Annotated in this window: 11 protein-coding genes and 1 pseudogene; 3 read left to right on the plus strand and 9 right to left on the minus strand. The window is 70.0% G+C overall.

Annotated features, from left to right (window positions below; genetic code table 11):
* Window positions 1-74 precede the first annotated feature (74 nt).
* From IEZ09_RS13355 to IEZ09_RS13365, 3 genes are all read right to left on the minus strand, one after another.
* Window positions 75-1,556 (minus strand): glutamate-cysteine ligase family protein, encoded by a 1,482-nt coding sequence (locus IEZ09_RS13355; RefSeq protein WP_189253983.1) that lies wholly within the window; start codon window positions 1,554-1,556, stop codon window positions 75-77.
* 117 nt (window positions 1,557-1,673) lie between these two features.
* Window positions 1,674-2,318 (minus strand): 4'-phosphopantetheinyl transferase family protein, encoded by a 645-nt coding sequence (locus IEZ09_RS13360; RefSeq protein ID WP_189253984.1) that lies wholly within the window; start codon window positions 2,316-2,318, stop codon window positions 1,674-1,676.
* On the minus strand, window positions 2,319-3,137 hold the full coding sequence (locus tag IEZ09_RS13365; RefSeq protein ID WP_189253985.1) for a metallophosphoesterase family protein: 819 nt from the start codon (window positions 3,135-3,137) through the stop codon (window positions 2,319-2,321).
* 593 nt (window positions 3,138-3,730) lie between these two features.
* Here IEZ09_RS13365 and IEZ09_RS46405 point away from each other — a divergent pair.
* A pseudogene (locus tag IEZ09_RS46405) lies at window positions 3,731-4,138 on the plus strand (transposase); the annotation flags it as partial.
* Window positions 4,139-4,207: 69 nt separating this feature from the next.
* On the opposite strand, the gene IEZ09_RS13375 reads toward IEZ09_RS46405, so the two are convergent.
* The 5 genes from IEZ09_RS13375 to IEZ09_RS13395 all read right to left on the minus strand — a co-directional run bounded on the left by IEZ09_RS13375 (window position 4,208) and on the right by IEZ09_RS13395 (window position 9,064).
* Complete coding sequence (locus tag IEZ09_RS13375; RefSeq protein ID WP_189253987.1) at window positions 4,208-5,383, minus strand: sensor histidine kinase; 1,176 nt, start codon at window positions 5,381-5,383, stop codon at window positions 4,208-4,210.
* Window positions 5,384-5,396: 13 nt separating this feature from the next.
* Complete coding sequence (locus IEZ09_RS13380) at window positions 5,397-7,139, minus strand: sodium/solute symporter (protein ID WP_189253988.1); 1,743 nt, start codon at window positions 7,137-7,139, stop codon at window positions 5,397-5,399.
* Window positions 7,136-7,555, minus strand: a complete 420-nt coding sequence (locus IEZ09_RS13385) for a DUF485 domain-containing protein (RefSeq protein ID WP_229812522.1) — start codon at window positions 7,553-7,555, stop codon at window positions 7,136-7,138. The genes IEZ09_RS13380 and IEZ09_RS13385 overlap by 4 nt, the downstream gene beginning before the upstream one ends.
* A complete protein-coding gene (locus IEZ09_RS13390) occupies window positions 7,552-8,463 on the minus strand; it encodes a LytR/AlgR family response regulator transcription factor (RefSeq protein ID WP_189253989.1) in 912 nt (303 codons plus the stop codon). Before IEZ09_RS13390 ends, IEZ09_RS13385 begins: the two co-directional genes overlap by 4 nt.
* Window positions 8,464-8,776: 313 nt before the next feature.
* On the minus strand, window positions 8,777-9,064 hold the full coding sequence (locus IEZ09_RS13395) for a hypothetical protein (protein WP_109641705.1): 288 nt from the start codon (window positions 9,062-9,064) through the stop codon (window positions 8,777-8,779).
* Window positions 9,065-9,853: 789 nt separating this feature from the next.
* Here IEZ09_RS13395 and IEZ09_RS13400 point away from each other — a divergent pair.
* Together IEZ09_RS13400 and IEZ09_RS13405 are read left to right on the plus strand one after the other, a co-directional pair.
* The gene (locus IEZ09_RS13400) at window positions 9,854-11,551 is read left to right on the plus strand and encodes a fatty acyl-AMP ligase (RefSeq protein ID WP_189253990.1); all 1,698 of its coding nucleotides are present in this window, start codon (window positions 9,854-9,856) and stop codon (window positions 11,549-11,551) included.
* Between the two features lie 77 nt (window positions 11,552-11,628).
* Complete coding sequence (locus IEZ09_RS13405) at window positions 11,629-15,174, plus strand: cytochrome P450 (protein WP_229812524.1); 3,546 nt, start codon at window positions 11,629-11,631, stop codon at window positions 15,172-15,174.
* 80 nt (window positions 15,175-15,254) lie between these two features.
* Here the strand turns inward: IEZ09_RS13405 and IEZ09_RS13410 are convergent, their stop codons facing one another.
* Window positions 15,255-17,741: a DEAD/DEAH box helicase gene (locus IEZ09_RS13410; protein WP_189253992.1), complete on the minus strand. Its 2,487-nt coding sequence runs from the start codon at window positions 17,739-17,741 to the stop codon at window positions 15,255-15,257.
* Between the last annotated feature and the right edge of the window lie 4 nt (window positions 17,742-17,745).

Below are 17,745 nucleotides of genomic sequence, written 5' to 3' on the forward strand. Positions count from 1 at the left end.
GCCCAAGCCAGTTGATCACCTGTGTTGCGACGACCCCTCGAATCCACCCCTGACGTGGATGAAGGAGCCCTTCATCACGGGCTCAGGGGCCAGGTGTGCACGGGCTCGTTGGCGTGCATCAGGTCCACGTAGGACTTGAGCATCGTGCGCAAGGCGTCGGCGCGGTCCAGGTGCGTGTGGTCGTAGTGCCGGTGGAACTCCCGCGCCTGCCACGCCGCCCCGTTCACGCCGGAGAGGCAGCGTTGCTCGATGACGCCCAGTAAACGGTCGCGCTCCGCCGAGTCGACGCCCCAGCGGATCAGACCCTCGTGCGCCAGCGGGAGGAGCCTGCGCAGCACCAGCTCCACCACCGGCACCGTGCCGACACCCGGCCAGTACATCTGCGCGTCCATGCCGTTGCGGGACGCGGCGTTGAAGTTCTCCTCGGCGGCCTGGAAGCTCATCTGCGACCACAGTGGACGCTCGTCCTCGGCCAGCGCGCGGACGAGCCCGAAGTACAGCGCGCCGTTCGCCAGGGTGTCCACGATCGTGGGACCCGCCGGCAGGACGCGGTTCTCGACGCGCAGGTGCGGCCGGTCGCGCACCACGTCGTACACCGGGCGGTTCCAGCGGTAGATCGTGCCGTTGTGCAGCTTCAGCTCGCTCAACGCGGGCGTGTCGCCGTGGTCGAGCACGGCGAGCGGGTCCTCCTCGTCGCAGATGGGCAGCAACGCGGGGAAGTACCTGACGTTCTCCTCGAACAGGTCGAAGATCGAGTTGATCCACCGCTCGCCGAACCACACGCGCGGCCGCACGCCCTGCGCCTTGAGCTCGTCGCCGCGGGTGTCGGTGGCCTGCTGGAACAACGCGATGCGGGTCTCGCGCCACAGCTCCTTGCCGAGGAAGAACGGCGAGTTCGCGCCGACCGCGACCTGCACGCCCGCGATGGCCTGGGCGGCGTTCCAGTAGGCGGGGAACTGCTCCGGCGACACCTGCAGGTGCAGCTGCGTGCTGGTGCAGGCCGCCTCGGGCACGATCGAGCTGGCCGTGAGGTGCAGCCGTTCGACGCCGTCGATGGAGATCTGCAGGTCCTCACCCCGCGCGGCCAGCACCTGCTCGTTGAGCAGCGCGTACCGCGGGTTGCTGGACAGCTGGTCGGGCGTGACGTGCTTGGTGCGCAACGTCGGCAGGATGCCGTTGATGACCATGTGCGCGCCGATGCCGCGCGCCTTCTCCTCTGCGGAGTTGAGGCTGCGGCGGACCGTCTCCTCGAACGAGGTGATGCCGCCGCCCGCGAGCCTGCGCGGCGCCACGTTGATCTCGATGTTCCACTGGCCGAGCTCGGTCACGAAGTCCGGGTCGTCGATGACCTCGAGCGCCTCGTGGTTCTTCATCGCCGGGTCGCCGTGCTCGTCGATGAGGTTGATCTCGATCTCCAGGCCGGTCATCGGCCGCTCGAAGTCGAACCGGGCCTCACGCAGCATCCGGGCGAACACGTCGAGGCAGCGCCGGACCTTCGTGCGGTACCGCGTGCGGTCCTCGCGCGTGAACTCGTGCTTCGCGACGTCCTCGCCCATGGTTGGCCTCCCGACGGTCGAGGTTCACCCCACCACTGTGCACCATGGTTGATCAATCCGACACCCGTGTGTCTTGGTCGGTGGGAAAGCGCGAAGGCGCTTTCCCGCCGGTCCGACCTACGCGCTCGCGGGCACGGCGATGGACGTGATCAGGATGTCGCCCTGCACCAGCCAGCGGCCGCTGAACCCGGCGATCGGGCTGTCGGGCAGCAGGATGCGCGAGTAGAACGTGCCGTCGGCGTGCAGCGTGATGTCGGCGTCCTCGAACCCCAGCCAGCGCTGCGTGACCGGGTACCAGGCCTTGTAGGTCGACTCCTTGGCGCTGAACAGGAGCCGGTCCCAGCAGATCTTCGGGTCGTCGACCTTCAGGCCGGGCATCCTGCGCAGCTCCGCCGGGATCGCGATGGCGTTCAGCACGCCGTCCGGCGCGGGGCCGTGCGGTTCGGCGTCGATGCCGATCGTGAGGAAGTCGCTGGTCAACGCCAGTGCGGCGGCCCGGTAGCCGGAGCAGTGGGTGAGGCTGCCGACGACACCGTCCGGCCACTGCGGCTCGCGCTTCGGCCCCGGCAGGATCGCCGCCGGCGTGACGCCGAGGCGCTTCATCGCCTCACGGGCGCACCAGCGGGCGGTGCCGAACTCGAACCTGCGCTTCGGCACGGCGTTGCCGATGAGCGCCTCCTCCTCGGGGAAGAGCTCGACCGGCAGGTCGTCGTCGTACCGCTCCACCGCCGCGATCGGCGGGGGAAGAAGCTGCTCCAGCACCTATGACTCCCGCAGCACGTCGTGCAGCTTCACCTGGGTGGTGCCGCGTGGTTTCCACTCGCGCGGGTAGCCGAGCGAGACCTCGTCGAAGCGCACGCCGTCGTAGTGCGTCGTCCGAGGGATGTGCAGGTGGCCGTAGACCATCTCGACCGCGTTGAACCGCCTGTGCCAGTCGGCGGTCAGCGTCGTGCCGCACCAGAGCGCGAACTCGGGGTAGCGCAGCACGAACGTGGGGTCGCGCACGAGCGGGTAGTGGTTGATGAGCACGGTCGGGCCGGTGACCTGCTGCAGGCGTTCCTCGGTCTCGGCGACCCGTGCGCGGCACCAGGCCTCGCGGGACGGGTACGGGTCGGGGTGCAGGAAGTACTCGTCGGTGCACACCACCCCGGCCTCGTGCGCGATGGCGAGGGCCGACTTCACGTCCGTGGCACCGTGCGGCCGAAAGGAGTAGTCGTAGCCGATGAACAGTGGACAGACCGTGACCGGACCTTTCTCGCCCTCGAAGACCACGTACGGATCTTCCGGTGTGATCACGTCCAGCCCGCGGCACAGCTCGACGAGCTGCTTGTAGCGCATCTCGCCGCGGGAGGAGTTCTCGTCGTCCTTGGTGGTCCAGAGCTCGTGGTTGCCCGGCGACCAGATGACCTGGGCGAATCTCTGCCGCAGCGTGCGCAGGGTCCACTCGACGTCGGCGAACTTCTCGCCGATGTCCCCGGCGACGATCAGCCAGTCGGCGGGGTCCGGCGCGACGATCGCCTCCACGACACGGCGGTTGTCCTGGTAGGAGACGTGCAGGTCGCTGGTCGCCAGAAGCTTCACGGTTCGAACGTTATCTCCGGCGTCAACGACGAGTGGTCGGAGCCACCCGGTCGTGGGAGCGATGACACGACCGGTTATCCGTTCGTCGCAGACAGTGGGCCACTCGTCTCAACAGGGCAGGCCGTGTATCGCCGCCGCACGTCCGCTCATCGCCTTTTATGGCCTACGTACTTACCTGTTTTCTGGAGGTCTTCCTACTGTGAGCGCTGTCACCTGACGGAAAAGTCCTGGCGGAGGACCACACCATGACCGACTCACAGTTCGCTCGCACCCCGGACCCGCGACTCGCGCGGCAGGTCCCGCCCCGTCAAGTGCCCCAGCGGCCCGTTCCCCCGCGTCAGGCCGCGGTCGGCCAGGTGCCGGCCCGCTACGGCCAGTCGGTGGACCCGCGCCTGGCCGCGAACCCCTCGTTCCGCCGCACGGTCGGCGCCGAGATCCGCCAGGCCCAGCAGCACTCGGCCTACGCCGTCCCCCAGCGCCGCACCACGGCCGAGGACACGGCGCTGGCCACGCTGCTCCGCTCCCGTCAGCGCGCCGAGTCCGCCCGCCAGGACACCCGGCCCGTCGACGCCGCCCCGCGCCAGGACTCGTGGATGCGCCCGTCGGCGTGGCCGGAGCACACCTGCGACACCGGTCGTGGTGACGTCATCGAGCAGCTCTCGTCGCGCCTGGTCAGCCCGAACCTGTGGGCCGTGGTCGAGCCGCTGATCCCGCCGGCCAAGGTCCGCCGCCAGGGCGGTGGCCGCGGCCGCGTGTGCAACCGCGCGGTCTTCACCGCGATCGTCTTCGTGCTCTCCTCCGGCTGCGCGTGGCGGCACCTGCCCGCGTCGTTCGGCGTGACCGTGCCGACCGTGCACCGCCGCTTCCAGGAGTGGACCGACCTCGGCCTGTGGGCGCGTCTGCGGCGCGCCGCGGCCGAGGGCGCCTGCGGCACCGACGAGATCGACTGGATCCGCGCGGTGCTGGACGCGGCCGACCGCCGCGCCGCGAAGGCCGCCAGCTGACCGTCGCAGGCTTTGGGCCGGGGCCGCCTCGAGGAAGGGTGACCCCGGCCTCGTCGTGCGGCCGGCTCACATGCCGTTGATGCCCGCGTGGTACTTCGGCACCCGCACGGTGATCTTCGTGCCGAGCCCGCACGCCGTCTCCACCACGAGCCCGTACTCGTCGCCGTAGACCCGCCGCAGCCGCTCGTCGATGTTGCCGAGCCCGATCCCCGCCGACTCGTCCACCTGCCCGGCCAGGGTCCGCCGCAGCTTCTCCGGGTCCATGCCGATGCCGTCGTCCTCGATGGTGATCTGGGCTTCGGCGCCGCTGTCGTTGGCGTGGATCTGGATGTGCCCCGGCTCGACCTTGCCCTCCATGCCGTGCCGCACGGCGTTCTCCACCAGCGGCTGCAGGCACAGGAACGGCACGGTCACCGGCAGCACCTCCGGCGCCACCTGCAAGGTCACCTTCAGCCGCTCGCCGAACCTCGCCCGTTCCAGCGCCAGGTACTGGTCGATCGAACGGAGCTCCTCGGCCAGCGTCGTGAAGTCGCCGTGGCGGCGGAACGAGTAGCGGGTGAAGTCCGCGAAGTCCAGGAGCAGCGTCCGCGCGCGCTCAGGGTTGGTCCGCACGTAGGAAGCGATGGCGGACAACGAGTTGTAGATGAAGTGCGGCGAGATCTGCGCGCGCAGCGCACGGACTTCCGCTTCCACCAACCGGGTTCGCGACCGGTCCAGCTCGGCGAGCTCCAGCTGCCCGGCCGCCCAGCGCGCCACCTGGTTCGTCGCCCGCACCAGTCCGGCGGAGGCCTCGCGCGAGTAGGCGGCGAGGGTGCCGACGACCCTGCCCTCGACGGTGAGAGGGGCGACGACCGCGCAGTTGATCGGGCAGTTCGGCTCGGTGCAGCCGATGTCGTAGGCCTGGGTGCGGCCGGTCAGGAACACGTCCTCGGCCTGCGTCATGGCATCGGCCGCGTGGTGCTCGGAAACCCCTTCCCACGCAACGACTTCCGTCTCGTCGGTGAGCGCGAGCGCCGGGGTGTCGAGCAGGGTGCGCAGGTGCCGCGCGGACTTCTTCGCCGCGTCGGGCACGAGGCCCGCGCGCAGCGGGGGAGCGGCGGACCACGCCGTGTGCAGTGTCTCGTAGGTGACGCGCTGCGCCTCGGTGGACAGCGACTGCTTGTTGCGCGTGCCCCGCCACAGAACGAGCACGGCGGCTCCACCGACGATCAGGATCGCGGCGGCGGTGAGGAAGTCCTGCATCTCGCGTCACCCACTAACTTCGCTCGTCGGCCGAGGCGGGGCCGGAGCCGTCCAACCCGAGGTTCTCGGGTGCGTGGAGCTTGACCATCGTCCGCTGCACGCCCGGTGGCACGTGCCGCTGGGTGAGCAGGGAGACGACGTACATGACCGTGAAGCCGAGCGGCACCGTCCACGCGGCAGGACGCGAGAGCAGCACCTCGTACCAGGAGTCGCCGGTGTCGCTGAACATCGTGACGAGGCCCGCGGTCAGCGCGGGCACACCACCTGCGAGCATGCCGGCGATGGCGCCGATGGTCGTGATGCGCGTCGACCAGATCCCCAGCATCAGCAACGGGCACAACGAGGACGCCGCCACCGCGAACGCCAGGCCGACCATGTCCGCCACCGGCATGCCGGTCGACACGAACGTCATCGCGAGCGGCACGATGCCCGCGAGCACCGTGGAGATCCGGAAGCCGCGCACACCGCCGAGCCGCAGCACGTCCTGCGACAGCACCCCGGCGAGCGACACGACGAGACCCGACGACGTCGACAGGAACGCCGCGAACGCGCCACCGGCCACCAGCGCGCCGAGCAGCTGGCCGCCGATGCCGTCGATCATGCGGGCCGGCAGCACCAGCACCACGGCGTCGGTCTGCCCGGTCATCAGCAGCTCGGGGGTGTACAGGCGGCCCAGCGCGCTGTAGAGCGGTGGCATCAGGTAGAAGACCGACAGCAGCCCGAGCACGATCAACGTCGTGCGGCGCGCGGCCGTGCCGTTCGGGTTGGTGTAGAAGCGCACGATCACGTGCGGCAGGCCCATCGTGCCCAGGAACGTCGCGATGATGAGCGAATACACGCCGTACAACGGGAAACGCTCGCCGCTGGACTCCGGCTGCGCCCACGTCTGGTTGGTGTTGTGGGCCATTGTGGACACATGGGGCACCGCGGCGCCCTCGGGGAAGGTGAACAGCGAGCCCTGGCCGATGCGGTGGTAGCCGTCGGTCAGCACGAGGCCCGAGTTCTCGATGCGCAGGCCGTCGATCTCGCCACTGCCCTTGATGAAGATGGACTTCTCGGCGTGGATCGTCGTCGGGTTGTGGAACCTGACCTCGGTGTCGTGCCGGAACGTCGGGTACTCCGGCTTGGTCATCGACTCCGCGCCGTGCACCTGCCAGACGACGATCAGGAACACGATCGGCACGGTGATCGCGGTCAGCTTGAGCCAGTACTGGAACGCCTGCACGAACGTGATCGACCGCATCCCGCCGGACATCACGTTCACCGTCACGACCACCGTGACGACCAGCGCGCCCACCCAGTCCGGCGCGCCCGTCACGGTGTTCAGCGTCAGGCCCGCGCCTTCCAGCTGGGGCAGCAGGTACAGCCAGCCGATCGCCAGCGCCAGCACCGACGCGACCCCGCGCACGACGCGGGAGCGGAAGCGGGCCTCGGCGAAGTCCGGCAGCGTGTAGGCGCCGGAACGCCGCAGCGGCGCCGCGACCATGGTCAGCAGCACCAGGTATCCGGCCGTGTAGCCGACCGGGAACCACAGCATGTCCGGCCCGTAGGCGAAGATCAGCCCGGCGATGCCGACGAACGAGGCCGCGGACAGGTACTCGCCGCCGATCGCGGAGGCGTTCCACCACGGCGACACCGTGCGCGAGGCGACGTAGAAGTCGGACGTGGTGCGGGAGACGCGCAGTCCGTAGGTGCCGATCAGGATCGTGCCGAGTGCGACGACCAGCACCGCCACGATGGCGTACCCGCTCGTCATGGACGTTCGACCAGCTCCGCGAACTCGCGTTCACTGCGCTCGGCCTGCCGCACGTAGAACCAGCCCGCCAGCAGGAGCATCGGGAACGTGGCCACGCACAGCAGGAACCACGGCAGCCCGAGCCCGAACACCTCCGCCTTGCCGAGGTCCGGTTCGATGGTGAACAGCACCGGCAGCAGGCCCAGCGACCCGCACACCACCAGGCACACCGACAGGCCGAGCCGCCGCTGCGCCCGGATCAGCGTGCGCATGTAGACGGCACCGAGCTCGCTCTGCTCGTTGATCTCGCGCGTGCCCGAGTACGGGCGACGGGCACGCGGTGCCCTCGTGCGCGGGCTCGTCACCACCACGCGCTGGGCCGGCTTCTGCGCCGGCCCGTTCTGCATCGGATCGTCGTGGGACGGCGGCAGGGTCACGACCCCAGCCCGTTCCTGGGTTGCGCGACACCGGCGGGCGCCGCCTGACCGGACACGGGGGCCGGCCGGGCGCGCCGCACCAGCAGCTGCCGCAGGTGCCTCGCGTGCCGGCGGCTGACCGGCAGCACCGCCCCGCCGATCGTGACGCTCAGGTGCCCGTCCTCCAGGCGCAGCTCGTCGATGTGGCCGAGCGAGACGAGGTGGCTGCGGTGGATGCGGACGAACCCCGCGCTGCGCCAGCGTTCCTCCAGGCCGTTCAACGCGGCGCGGACCAGGCCGCTGCCGGTCGCGGTGTGCAGGCGGGCGTAGTCGCCGTGCGCCTCCACGTACCGGATGTCGGCGAGGCGGATGAACCGCGTGACGCCACCCAGTTCGACGGGGATGACCTCGTCGCCCATCTCCGGCGGCGTGGTGGCGGCGGGCTGCGCCGCCGCGGCGGACAGCGGTTCGGCAGGGGCCTTGGAGTCCCAGACCTCGTGCACGATCCGGTGCACGGACTCGGCGAGCCGTTCCTGGCGCACGGGCTTGAGCAGATAGTCGAGTGCCTTGAGCTCGAACGCCTCCACGGCGGGCTGCTGGTGCGCCGTCACGAACACGACGGGCGGCGGCTGCGCGAACCGCGACAGCACGCGGGCGAGGTCGAGACCGTCGAGGCCCGGCATGCGGATGTCGAGGAACACCGCGTCGAGCGGCTGCCCGGCGTCCATCGCGCGGTGCAGCACCCGCAGCGCCTTGGTGGCGTCGGTGACCGCTTCCACGTGCGCGATGCGAGGATCGGAGCGCAACAGGTACACGAGGTCTTCCAGCGCGGGTGCCTCGTCGTCGACGGCGAGCACCCGGAGGGAGCGCTCGAGGCTGCCACGCCGATCAGGCCCCTCGCAGACGGGGCAGGGCAGACCTGAGGTCATTCGAGATCGAGTCCAAACTGTGTACGGCCGATCCTCACGTGGCGGCGATTAGACCACGCTCGGTCATCGCGCGCCTGGTGAGCCGAGGGCGTCGGATACGCGATCATGCCCGTTCACGGAGGGTGACCCGCTGCGGGGGTCTCGTTGCACGACGTGTGCACGGCTCAACCCCCTCGCCCCTGAAAAGCCCGATGCGGCGCATCATCCGTCAGCGGGAGGAGGTGCGGAAACCCTCCGATCGGGTGTGTCTCGGATCGGAGACGGAAACCGCTATGACGGAGCGTGCACCTGCCTGGTCGGGCGTGCGGCTCGTTCAGGGCTGACGGAGTGCTCGCGGCTGGGCGGCCAGTGCGTCACCGAGCGTGATCTCGAGCTCGATGAACGACTCCTCGGCGCGGCGGGCGGCGACGCTCACCGACGCGGCCGCGGCAGGGCCGACGAGTCTGCGGGTCGGCGCGCGCAACGCCTGGATCGCCTCGGACCACTGGTTCGAGAGCTTGGCGAGGCCGCTCAACGTGTCGACGAGGTCGTCTGTGTTCTCCGGCGGCGACGCGATGATCTCCGCCAGCCGGTCGCGCAGCGCGTCCAGTGCCGGGTCCACTTCACCCCTCCCGTCGTGCTGCGCCGGAGCTGCGGACTGGTGCGGACATTTCCCCCACTGGGCAACACCATATCTCGAACGCTGTGGTCCAGCGCAATGATGTTGCCCCACCGGGACCTCTCGGTCAATCGCGCATCCATTCCGTCTCAACAGGCCCCGTCTCAATTGGTGACCCTCTTATGGCGGGCCGCTGAAATGAACGTTCAGCGCGGGTGGCTCGGTGGTGTGTCGGCTCTCCGTGCCTGGTAGGCCAGGTGGCGCCGGGGGTGTTGGGCCAAATCGGTGTGTCGTGGATCGCATCAATCGCCGCATTGCGTTCCCGCTCGGGGACTTCTCGGTAGTCGTATTAACTCTTTTGCTGCAGTGCGCTGCGACCGGGGTGGGCGGAGTTCGGTCGTTCGGGTTCATACGGGATTTCCGAACGGTTCAACGTGAGTGCGGAGGTCTTTTCGCGGGAGTGCTCGTGGGCCGGGCGTTCGGCGGTCGCGCGTGGTTACGCTGCGTGACGACCGGCTGTCGTCCGGCGCGGTGGGGCTGGCGGGTGGCGTTAGGCCGAACGTGACAATCGAGACCACGGCGAGTCGTTTTCCTCATTTCCGTGCTCACGCGAGTCTCATTTGGTGGCCGCTTGCATTTGCGGCAAAACTGACCGCTAGCGCCGGAGTATTGGATTTGTCAAGAATCTTGTCTCGTTGTGACAGTAGGTTACCGGCGGGTTCCGCAGCGTGCCGGTGAGTTGCTACGGTCCTGCGTCCAGAAAGGTTTCCCCCGGTCAGATCGGGTATCACGATGAATACCAGCACCTCGGCAGCCCTCGTCGCGCCCGCATTTCAGGCATTGTGGAAACGCTCTCCCGACCGTGCGTTGTTCACGTTCGTCGACGAAAACGGCTGCGACGAGGAAACGATCACCGCTGCCGCTCTCGGCGAGGCGGCGACGGCGATCGGCGCTGCTCTGCGCGGCTGGGGCTTCCGTCCGGGAGACCGCGCGGTGCTCGTCTACCCGCCGGGCCCCGACTTCGTGCGCGCTCTCCTCGGCTGCCTGGCGGCGGGGGTCGTCCCGGTGCCGGTGTACCCGCCCAACCCCGTGCGTCCCGGCCACGACCTGACCGGCTTCCGGTCCGTCGTGGACAACTGCGCGCCGCACGCCGTCCTGACGAACACCGCCTACGACCGCGCCCGCACCGTCGGCGCCGTGACGGGCTTCTTCGACCGCGGCACACCGGAGTGGCCGCGTCTGCGCTGGCACCGGACCGACCGCGTGCGCGCGGGCTCGCTCGACTGGCACGAGCCCGCTTCGGCCGGCGAACCGGCCCTGCTGCAATACACCTCCGGCTCGACCGCCGCGCCCAAGGGCGTCGTGGTCACCCACGGGAATCTGGCGTGCGAGATCGCCGCGAACGCCCGCGACCTGGGCCTGGGCGACGACACCGTGGGCGTGTTCTGGCTCCCGCAGTACCACGACCTCGGCCTGATCAGCGTCATCCTCAGCACCCTGACCGGCAACTCGCACACGTACCTGATGTCGCCGCTGTCGTTCCTGCACCGCCCGGCGCTGTGGTTCGACGTGATGTCCCGGGTCCGCGCGACCCACACCGCCGCGCCGAACTTCGCCTTCGAGCTGGCCGTCCGCAAGACCACCGCTGTGCAACGGTCCCGGTGGGACCTGAGCGCGCTGCGCGTGGTGATGTCGGCGGCCGAGCCGATCCGCGCGTCCACTGTGGACACCTTCTACGCCGCCTTCGCGCCGTCCGGCCTGCGCCGCTCGTCGTTCTACCCGGCCTACGGGCTCGCCGAGCACACGGTCAGCGTGTCGATGGGCGGCACGACGGTGCTGCGGCTGGACCGCGCCGCCCTGCACCGCGGCGAGGTGCTGCCGGCGCCGGCCGGCGTGCCGGTCGTGAGCTGCGGCCGCGTCACCAAGCCCTCGGCGAGCGTGCTGATCGTGGATCCGGAGACGTCGCTGGTCTGCGCGCCGGATCGGGTCGGCGAGATCTGGGTGACGTCGCCGACGAAGGCGGCGGGCTACTTCGGCGCCGACTCGCGGACGTTCGAGGCCCAGGTGCCCGGCGACGAGCGGTTCTACCTGCGGACGGGCGATCTCGGATTCTTCCGCGACGGCGAGCTGTTCGTCACCGGGCGGCTCAAGGACGTGATCATCGTCAACGGCCGCAACCACTACCCGCAGGACGTGGAGGACGCCGTGCGCGACTGCCACGCCGGGATCCGGCCAGGTGGGGTGGCGGCGTTCGGGGTGCCGCGCGAGGAGGGCGAACGGCTGGTGCTGTTCGTGGAGACGCGCTCGAAGAAACCTTCGGACGCCGAGCGCGCGGAGATCGCCGAGGCGGCGCGGCGGCGGGTGTTCGAGACGCACGGGCTGGCCGCCGACGAGGTCGTCGTGCGCCCGCAGGGGCTCGTGCTGAAGACGACCAGCGGGAAGGTGCGGCGGCGGGCGTGCCGTCAGGCCTACCTCGAAGGCCGTGTGTGATGGGCGCGCACCACACACACGACTCTGGCCGGGTTCCCCCAGTTTCAAGGCTAGCGAGCGGATCCGACAGGAAGACCGTGATCGTCGTCGGCGCGGGCGTCAGCGGCCTCACCGCGGCCCGCGCGCTGCACCGGGCGGGGCACCGCGCGATCGTCCTCGAACGCGACGGCGAGGTCGGCGGCAAGTGCGCGTCGGTGAGCATCGACGGTCACGCGTTCGACCTCGGCGGGCACGTCTGCACCACGGCGTACCGGCGGCTGGCCGCGCTCGTCGCGGAACTCGGTCTCGACACCGAGGCCACCACGCCGCACCGCGTGTTCGACGCGGCGACGGGCGAGTCGCGGCCGCAGAGTTCCGCGTTCTTCACCTACGAGAACTTCCGGCGCTACACCGCGATTCGCGACGCCGAGTTCCCGCGCCTGGCCGAGCCCGGCCTGGCGCACTCGGCGAAGGCGCTCAGCCTCCCGGCGCGGCAGTGGCTGACCGAGCACGGCCTCGAAGCGATGGCCGAGTCGTTCGGCACCGGTTACACCGCCGCCGGCTACGGCAGCCTCGACGAGATGCCCGCGCTGTACTTCCTGAAGTACGCGGAGATGACGGGGCTGCTGTCGAACGCGCGCGAGCTGCTCGGCCACGCGGGCAGCTTCACGATCAAGGGCGGCTTCGGCACGCTCTGGCAGCGCGTCGCCCAGGACCTCGACGTGCGGCTGAACACCGAGATCGAGCAGATCACGCGCAGCCCCAACGGTGTGCGCGTGAACATCGGCGAATGGATCGAGGCCGACGCGCTCGTGCTGACCGTCCCGGTCGACCAGATCCCCGCACTCGACGCGACACCCGAGGAACGGGACATCGCGGCACGGGTGCGTTATCTCGATTACCGCACGATGATGTGCACGGCGGAGGGGTTGCCCCGCAACGCTTTCTCGCTCGTCACTCAGCCTGGGAACGTCGTGTCGTTCCACCACCGGTACGAGGACAGCGACGTCTACGCGTGCTACGCGTACGGGGCGGACGACGAGGCTTTCACCCAGGACGTCGAGGCGTTGGGCGGTGCCGTCAGGTCGTCGTACCTGCGCAGGGACTGGAAGTTCCTGCCGCACTTCACCACCGGCGACCTGGCGGCGGGAATCCTGGACCGCGTCGAGGCCCTGCAGGGCGAGCTCAGCACGTTCCACATCGGCAGCCTGCCCGCGTTCGAGCTGGTCGAGTGCGCCATCGCGTACGCGGAAGACGTGGTGGCGCAGCACTTCGGCTCCACCGGCACCCGCACGGTCACGACCGCGCGCACGATCCGCGAGTGGCTGATCAAGCACATCGCGGCCGAGCTGCGGGTGCCCGAGCACGCGATCTCCCCGGCGGCACCGCTCGCGTCACTCGGGCTCGAGTCGCTGTCGGTGGCGGCGCTGCAGAGCGAGCTCTCCGACTGGCTCGGGTTCCGCGTGCCGCCCACGCTGTTCCTCGAACTGCCCACAGTGGACGCTGTGGCCGAACACCTCGCGCACCAGGACGTTCCGGCCACCGGGACCTCGCTCGCGCTGGCGCTCACGACGCCCCGTCCGTTCTTCTGCATCGGCGGCGCGGTCGGGGCGGCCTACTACCTGCTGCCGCTGGCCCGCGCGGTCGGGCAGGGCCAGCCGTTCTACGGGCTGCAGGGACCTGGCTTCGACGGCACCGAGGAGCCGGTCGACGACGTCGTGGAGCTCGCCGCCCGCTACGTCGCGGAGATCAAGCAGATCCAGCCGCACGGCCCGTACCTCGTCGGCGGCCACTCCTTCGGCGGCATCGTGGCCTACGAGACCGGCCGGCAGCTGCGCAGGCGCGGCGACGAGGTGGCACGGGTCATCATGATCGACTCCTACCCGGCGGTGCCGGGCCAGCAGGAGCCGCCGTGGGACGAGCGCGCGGTGATCGAGGAGCTGTGGACCATCCGGCAGCACGCGTTCTCCGACAAGGGAGCCCCGCGCCGCCGTGTCGACCAGTCGCTCACCCCGCGCGAGCAACGCGAACAGCTCGGCAGGTTCCTCGGCGCGTCCGGCACCCGGCCGGTCGAGGAGCACATCGCCACGATCATGGGCGTCTACCAGGCCCAGGTCGAGGCGCTGGTGCGCTACGAACCGCCCGCCTCGGACCTCGACGTCACGCTGATCAAGGCCACCGGCGGCTTCCCCCAGGTGCTCAAGGACGACCGGCACGTCGAGCTGCACTTCGACTCGCCGGCGAACGGCTGGGAGCGCGTCCCGATGCGCTCGTTCGAGGTCGTGCGCGTCACGGGCGACCACTTCACGATGCTGGTCCCGCCCGCGCTGACCGGACTCGCCGACGCCGTCCGCACCGCCATCGCCCAGGTACCGCCGCCTCCACCACCACCCGCGGCGCACGTCGAGTCGTCCATCCACATCAACCCGATGCACCCGGAGTTCCTCGCCGACCCGTACCCGTTCTACGCACTGCTGCGCGACCTCGCACCGGTCCACCACGACGACGCGCTCGACGGCTGGGTGCTGACCAGGCACGCCGACGTGACCGACGTGCTGCGCCGCACGACCGTCGTCCGCCCCTCCACCGCGACCCTGATGGCCCGCCTCCCGCACGACGTCCTCGAACAGATGAACCCGTTCATCCGGCGCCTGGACTCGTCACTGCCGTTCAGCAACCGCCCGTCGCACACCCGCCTGCGCAAACTCATGAACCGCAGCTTCACCCCGCGCGCCATGGCACACCGCCGCGCTGTGGTGGAACAAACCTGCTCCGACCTGCTCGACGATTTCACCGGCGGCGACTTCCTGGCCGAGGTCGCCTACCCGTTCCCGGCCCGCGTCGTGATGGACCTCGTCGGCATCCCACGAGAAGACCAGCCGCAACTCACCCGCTGGGGCACCGACGTCATGAAAACGCTGGGGGAGGGCCAGTTCGGCGCCGACCCCGTCACCGTCGCGCGGACCTCGTCCGCCGCGATGGACTCGCTCATGGACTACCTGCGGCACCTGATCGCGGCCCGCCGCCACCGCCCGTGCGACGACCTGATCTCCGAGCAGCTCCGCGCGCCCGCCACCGACGCGTTCGGCGACCGCGGCGACTGGTCCGACGACGACGAGCTGGCCGTCAACGTCATCTCACTGATCAACGCGGGCCTGGAGACGACCGCGAACTACCTCGGCAACGGCGTCCTGGCGTTGCTGCGCAACCCTTCCCAGCTCGCGCTGCTGCGCACCGAGCCCGTCGCCGAGACGGCCGCGGAGGAACTGCTCCGCTACGACTCGCCCGCACCGATCATCACCCCGCAGCTCGCGACCGAGGACCTGGAGATCGGCGGCCGCCGCGTCAGGGCGGGCGAGCTGCTGTTCCCGGTGCTCGGCGCGGCCAACCGCGACCCGGCCCGGTACCCGAGCCCCGACACGCTGGACCTCCGCAGGGAATCGGCGGTCACGCACCTCACCTTCGGCGCGGGCATCCACTACTGCATCGGCGCTTTCCTCGGCCGGCTGGAGGGCCAGGTGCTGTTCCCGATGCTGGCCCGGCGTTTCCCCCGGCTGCGGCTCGATCCGGACGCGGGCGAACCCGAGTTCCGGCCCGACCCGGCGCTGCGAGGACTCAAGGAGCTGCGTCTGCGCGTCGACTAGTTCGGCAGGAGCCCAGGTACCGTGACGGGAACCTTGAGGAGGCGCGCGCCACCTTGCTGCAACTGGACTTCAGCTGAGACCTACAGGCGGCCGACGTCCGTGATGGTCACGGCCGCCTCGCCCAGCTCGTCCGACGCCGCCAGGTCGATCTCCGCGTTGAAGCCCCAGTCCTTGTCCCCGGCCGGGTCCTCGAAGATCTGCCGGCACACCCACCGCTCGCGCTCGGTGTTGATGATCAGGAACGCCGGGCCGCGCGCGTTCGGGCCCGCGCCGATCTCGTCGTGCTCCTCGAAGTACGGCTCCAGGGCGTCCATCCACTCCTTGGCCGTCCAGCCCGACTCGTGGTCGAGCTCGCCCAGGGAGTACCAGTCGCGCTTGGCGGCCAGCTCGACGCGGCGGAACAGCGCGTTGCGGACCAGGACGCGGAACGCGCGGACGTTGCGGGTGACGGCGGGCGGCAGGTCGACGCGGACTTCCTCGGCGGGGGCGTCCGGGTTGGTGAGCTTCTCCCACTCGTCGATCAGCGACGAGTCGACCTGGCGCACGAGCTCACCGAGCCACGAGATCAGGTCCTGCACCTCTTCGGTCTTGGCTTCCTCGGGCACCGTCTGCGACAGCGCCTTGTAGGCGTCGGCCAGGTAGCGCAGCACGAGGCCCTCGGAGCGGGCGAGGCCGTAGAACGAGACGTACTCGGTGAACGTCATCGCGCGCTCGTACATGTCGCGCACGACGGCCTTGGGGGACAACGCGTAGTCGCCGACCCACGGGTGGCCGCGGCGGTAGGTCAGGAACGCGGCCTCCAGCAGCTCGGCGAGCGGCTTCGGGTACGTGACCTCTTCCAGCAGCTCCATGCGCTGGTCGTACTCGATGCCGTCGGCCTTCATCGCGCCGATCGCCTCGCCGCGCGCCTTATGCTCCTGCGCCGAGAGGATCTGCCTCGGGTCGTCCAAAGTGGACTCGATCACCGACAGCACGTCCAGCGCGTAGCCCGGCGCCTCGCGGTCCAGCAGCTCGATCGCGGCCAGCGCGAACGGCGACAGCGGCTGGTTCAGCGCGAAGTTGAACTGCAGGTCGACGGTCAGCCGGAAGTCGTCGCCGACGCGCTCGACCACACCGGCCGCGACCAGGGCCTTGTACATGGCCAGCGCGCGCTTGATGTGCTTGAGCTGCTTCGGACGGTCTTCGTGGTTGTCCTCCAGCAGGTGCCGCATTGCCGCGAACGCGCCACCGCCGGGGCGGCCGATCACGTTGAGCAGCATGGCGTGCGAGACCTGGAACGACGACGTCAGCGGTTCCGGCTCGGCGCCGACGAGGCGTTCGAACGTCGTCTCGCTCCACGACACGAAGCCGTCCGGTGCCTTCTTGCGCACGACCTTGCGGCGCTTCTTCGGGTCGTCGCCCGCCTTCGCGAGCGCCTTGATGTTCTCGACCTCGTGCTCGGGCGCCTGCACCACGACCGTGCCCACGGTGTCGTAGCCCGCGCGGCCCGCCCGGCCGGCGATCTGGTGGAACTCGCGGGCCTTGAGGATCCGGGTGCGCGTGCCGTCGTACTTCGACAACGCGGTGAAGACGACCGTGCGGATCGGGACGTTGATGCCGACGCCGAGCGTGTCGGTGCCGCAGATGACCTTCAGCAGGCCCGCCTGGGCGAGCTGCTCGACGAGCCGCCGGTACTTGGGCAGCATGCCGGCGTGGTGCACGCCGATGCCGTGCCGCACCAGCCGCGAGAGCGTCTTGCCGAACCCGGCGCTGAAGCGGAAGTTGCCGATCATGGCGGCAATGGCTTCCTTCTCCTGCTTCGAGCAGACGTTGATGCTCATCAGCGACTGCGCGCGCTCCAGCGCGGCGGCCTGGGTGAAGTGCACGACGTAGATCGGCGCTTCGCGGCCGTGCAGCAGGTCCTCGATCGTCTCGTGCAACGGCGTGAGGACGTACTGGAAGTTGAGCGGCACCGGGCGCTGCGCCGAACGGACCACCGCGGTGGGGCGGCCGGTGCGCCGGGTCAGGTCCTTCTCGAAGAACGTGACGTCGCCGAGGGTCGCGGACATCAGCAGGAACTGCGCCTGCGGCAGCTCGATCAGCGGCACCTGCCACGCCCAGCCGCGGTCGGGCTCGCTGTAGAAGTGGAACTCGTCCATCACGACCTGGCCGACGTCGGCCTGGTCGCCGTCGCGCAACGCGATGTTCGCGAGGATCTCCGCCGTGCAGCAGATGATGGGCGCCTGGTCGTTGACGCTGGCGTCGCCGGTCATCATGCCGACGTTCTCCGGCCCGAACACCTCGCACAGCGCGAAGAACTTCTCCGAGACCAGCGCCTTGATCGGCGCGGTGTAGAAGCTGCGCTGGTTGGCGGCCATCGCGGTGAGGTGGGCCCCGATCGCGACCAGGCTCTTGCCGGAGCCGGTCGGCGTGCTGAGGATGACGTTGGCCCCGGAGACGAGTTCGATGACCGCCTCCTCCTGCGCCGGGTACAGCGCGAGGCCCCGCTCGGCGGCCCAGGCCGAGAAGGTGTCGAACAGTTCGTCTTCGTCGGCGATCGAGAGAAGCCGGTCCGTCAGCGCAGTCATCGCA

This window comes from Lentzea flava, assembly GCF_014648475.1.
Classification (GTDB): domain Bacteria; phylum Actinomycetota; class Actinomycetes; order Mycobacteriales; family Pseudonocardiaceae; genus Lentzea; species Lentzea flava.

What these genes read in the sequence shown, in the direction of transcription:
- IEZ09_RS13380 (WP_189253988.1), bottom strand. Translation starts at nt 7,139, where the DNA reads ATGACGAGCGGGTACGCCATCGTGGCGGTGCTGGTCGTCGCACTCGGC.
- IEZ09_RS13375 (WP_189253987.1), bottom strand. Translation starts at nt 5,383, where the DNA reads ATGCAGGACTTCCTCACCGCCGCCGCGATCCTGATCGTCGGTGGAGCC.
- IEZ09_RS13410 (WP_189253992.1), bottom strand. Translation starts at nt 17,741, where the DNA reads ATGACTGCGCTGACGGACCGGCTTCTCTCGATCGCCGACGAAGACGAA.
- IEZ09_RS13390 (WP_189253989.1), bottom strand. Translation starts at nt 8,463, where the DNA reads ATGACCTCAGGTCTGCCCTGCCCCGTCTGCGAGGGGCCTGATCGGCGT.
- IEZ09_RS13400 (WP_189253990.1), top strand. Translation starts at nt 9,854, where the DNA reads ATGAATACCAGCACCTCGGCAGCCCTCGTCGCGCCCGCATTTCAGGCA.
- IEZ09_RS13355 (WP_189253983.1), bottom strand. Translation starts at nt 1,556, where the DNA reads ATGGGCGAGGACGTCGCGAAGCACGAGTTCACGCGCGAGGACCGCACG.